The sequence below is a fragment of the Clostridia bacterium genome (assembly GCA_012841935.1).
Taxonomy (GTDB): Bacteria; Bacillota; Peptococcia; order DRI-13; family DTU073; genus DUTS01.
In genome coordinates this window covers 1-3582 of record DUTS01000130.1, presented here as the reverse complement: position 1 = coordinate 3582, position 3582 = coordinate 1, and the positions used below count along the sequence as shown (strand labels likewise).

The window sequence follows — 3582 nt, the reverse complement described above, 5'->3', positions numbered from 1 at the left end:
TGAAGATAAGCCTATTTTTTTATCTATTGGGTATTCGTAGTTTAAATAGCGACATGTCATTGGTGTCATGTGATGGAAAGGGAATCCTTTGAGGATAATGAAGTAGCTGAAGTTTTAAATAAATATTTTGTGTCCATAAAGGTTGATCGGGAAGAACGACCTGATTTGGATCAATTGTATTTAAGTTTTTGCCAGATCTTTACCGGTCAGGCGGGATGGCCCCTGACTGTTTTTTTAACCCCGGAGAAAAAACCTTTTTTCGCTGGTACCTATTTTCCTAAAAAAAATAGGGCTGGTATGTTGGGTTTACTTGATTTATTAAAGCAAATTGCTCAATTATGGCTAAAGGAAAAAGAAAAATTAATTATGTCCGGGGAAACACTTACTAAAATGCTGTATGAGGAGTATCTAGAGAAAAATGGAGATGAAATGTCACCCGAGTTTGTAAAGCAGGCTTATCAACAATTGGTTTCCCGTTTTGATCCCCTTTATGGTGGTTTTGGGGGTGCACCTAAGTTTCCCACGGCACATCGTTTAACATTTTTGCTCCACTATTATTATGAACAGGGTATGAATGAAGCCTTATTTATGGTAGAAAAAACCTTAAAACAGCTTTATAAAGGTGGTATTTTTGATCATCTTGGTTTTGGTTTTTCACGTTATGCTACAGATAGAAAATGGTTAGTGCCTCATTTTGAAAAAATGTTGTATGATAATGCTTTATTGGCTATAGCCTATTTAGAGGCTTATCAGGTTACTGGTAGGGAATTATACCGGAAGGTGGTCAAAAAAATATTTACTTATCTTTTTAGAGAAATGACTGCTCCGGAGGGAGGCTTTTATTCAGCTATTGATGCTGATTCAGAAGGAGAAGAGGGGAAATATTATTTATGGACACCTCGGCAAGTAAAAAAAGTGTTAGGTGATAAACGGGGTAGAGAATTTTGTCATGTCTATGGGCTTGCCGAAAAAGGGAATTTTGCGGGGTCTAATATCTTAAATCTTTTATCAGCCGCGGAAACGGAATTAGAAGAAATAGAACGAGAATTCGAGGTAGAGCGTGAAAAACTTTATCAGGCTAGACAAAAAAGGGTGCCTCCCTTTAAAGATAATAAAATTTTAACCGCCTGGAATGGTTTAATGATAGCTGCTTTGGCTAAGGCTGGTCGAGTTTTGGGGGATAAAACTTATCTAGCTGCTGCAGAAAAGGCTTTTGCCTTTTTTAAACAAAATTTAGTTAATAAAGAGGGGCGGCTTTTGGCTAGATATCGACATGATGAAGCTGCTATCCCGGCTTATTTGGATGATTATGCTTTTATGGTTTGGGCACTTTTGGAATTATATATTGCTACTTATCATCAGGCATATCTAAAGGAAGCCTTAAACCTTAATCAAAAGATGTTATGTTTGTTTAGTAATACTACTCAAACTAGTCTTTATTTAACTGGTGAAGATAGTGAAAAATTAATAGTGCGTCCTCGTGAAATAGAGGATGGGGCTTTACCAGCAGGAAATTCGGTAGCTATTTTAAATCTTTTAAAATTGGGTAATTTAAGCAGAGATGAGCAATTAATTAGGCAAGCGGAGAAACTATTTACCTCTTCAATTATTAATGATTACCCTTTAGGTTCCACTTTTTTATTACAAGCATATCTTTATGCACAAAATGCTTCCACTTTAGTTATTGTGGAAGGTGAAAAGGAGATGATAGGAAAAGCCATGCTGGCTTTTTTAAGACAGACGTTTTTGCCCTTTACGGCTATTTCTTATTATAAAAAAGGTGAGCAATCTATTTATTCAGCCCTTGATCAAAAAACTACAGCCTATTTTTGTAAAGATAAAACTTGCCTGCCCCCTTTGCAGGAATTAAATGAATTTAAAAAAATAGTAGGAATTTGGGGGAAAAGATAGAAATAGTTAGTTAGGGGGCGTTAAGGGTGAGGCGGTTTTCTAAGGTTTGCTTAATAGTTTTTGTAATACCTACAATTATTTTTTGGTTATTTTTAGTGAAGCAAATATCTCCAGAGCCTTCACAGGTTAGTGGCCTAGTAGAAGTTAATGAACCATCGGAAATTGTAATTACCATAAGTGCTTTAGGTGATTGTGCTTTGGGAAATGAATTTGCACAGCGAGGACATACTTTTGCCGATGTTTATGCGGAAAAAGGTGCCGCCTATTTTTTTGCTAATGTAAAAGAGGTTCTGGCAGCCGATGATTTAACAATTGCTAATTTGGAAACTTGTTTAACTAATGAACATCAAAAAAGGAATAAAAGTGTAGAAAAGACACCTTTTTGGATTAAAGGTGAGCCAGGTTATACACAGATATTAAAGGAAGCTAGTATCGAGGTGGTGAATATTGCCAATAATCATACCTTTGATTATGGTCAATTAGGTTTTGAAGAAACCCTACAAAGTTTGGATAAAGCTGATATAGCCTATTGTGGTTATGAACATGAGGTGATTAAGGAAATTAAAGGTATTAAAATTGGTTTTATGGGTTTTTGTCAATTTGGTAACCGCGAGAAGCAATTAAATAAAGAGATCAAGGAACAAATAAAAACTTTAAAAACAAAAGTTGATTTAATGATTGTTAGTTTTCATTGGGGAAGTGAATTAGCTGTAAAGCCTTCACCTAAACAATATGAATTGGCTAAGATAGCCGTTGAGGCTGGTGCGGACTTGGTTTTAGGTCATCATCCCCATGTTTTACAGGGTATTGGTGAATATCAAGGCAAAACAGTAGTTTTTAGCTTGGGAAATTTCTGTTTTGGTGCTAACCGCCTCCCCCATGATCGGGATACAATTATTTATCAACATCGCTTTATTTTTAAAAATGGAAAACTAGTAAAGTCTCAAAATATTATAATCCCCTGTTCTATGACTACCACCCGGGGTCTTAATGATTTTCAGCCTACCATTTTAAGTGGTGGGGAAGCCCTGAGAGTTAGACAAAAGCTTTTTGAACGAACGCAAATGATTGTTTGGCCGGATTAGGAAGACACTGGCGATTATCAGAAGTCAAAAACATTATGTGGATCATCTTTTAGGGCGGTTCCTATGTAAATTGAAATAAAATAATTTTAAAGGCATACCTTTTAGTAATCATTAAAATGTATGCCTTTAGAATTATTAATGTAGGGTTATATTTTCTTTTTGATGAATTGAAGCATTGAAATGTTTTAAACCGGGGTTTTTTACAAATTTTCCATTATTAATATAACCGGCATCCCAAGTAGCATCTAGGGAAATCCAATTATTGTCAATTAAAACTTCATTCCAGGCGTGATATTCATTTTTTTCGGTATAACCATAGACAACCCTTGCTTGTAAATTATTGGCTCTAGCTAAAGCGGTAATAACAAAGGAGTAATCACGGCAAAGACCTTTTTTCTCTTGGATAATTAAACTGGCCGGTTTTAATGGGGTTTCATTTTTAAATAAGTAGAACAATCATAGCTAATATTATGGGTAACTCAGTGATAAATCGACTTAATCTTTTCGTAATCACTCATTTCCAGTTTAATAATTGAATTATTTAATTCAAGTATACTATGATGATTGCAGTCTATAAAAGCTGATG

3 protein-coding genes are annotated in these 3582 nt (G+C 35.1%); 2 read left to right on the top strand and 1 reads right to left on the bottom strand.

What is annotated here, in order from left to right:
- Positions 1-72 precede the first annotated feature (72 nt).
- Both GX687_07225 and GX687_07220 read left to right on the top strand, forming a co-directional pair.
- Complete coding sequence (locus GX687_07225; protein HHX97225.1) at positions 73-1911, top strand: thioredoxin domain-containing protein; 1839 nt, start codon at positions 73-75, stop codon at positions 1909-1911.
- 26 nt (positions 1912-1937) lie between these two features.
- Complete coding sequence (locus GX687_07220) at positions 1938-2996, top strand: CapA family protein (GenBank protein ID HHX97224.1); 1059 nt, start codon at positions 1938-1940, stop codon at positions 2994-2996.
- Between the two features lie 135 nt (positions 2997-3131).
- Here GX687_07220 and GX687_07215 read toward each other — a convergent pair whose 3' ends face one another.
- A complete protein-coding gene (locus GX687_07215; protein ID HHX97223.1) occupies positions 3132-3452 on the bottom strand; it encodes a hypothetical protein in 321 nt (106 codons plus the stop codon).
- Between the last annotated feature and the right edge of the window lie 130 nt (positions 3453-3582).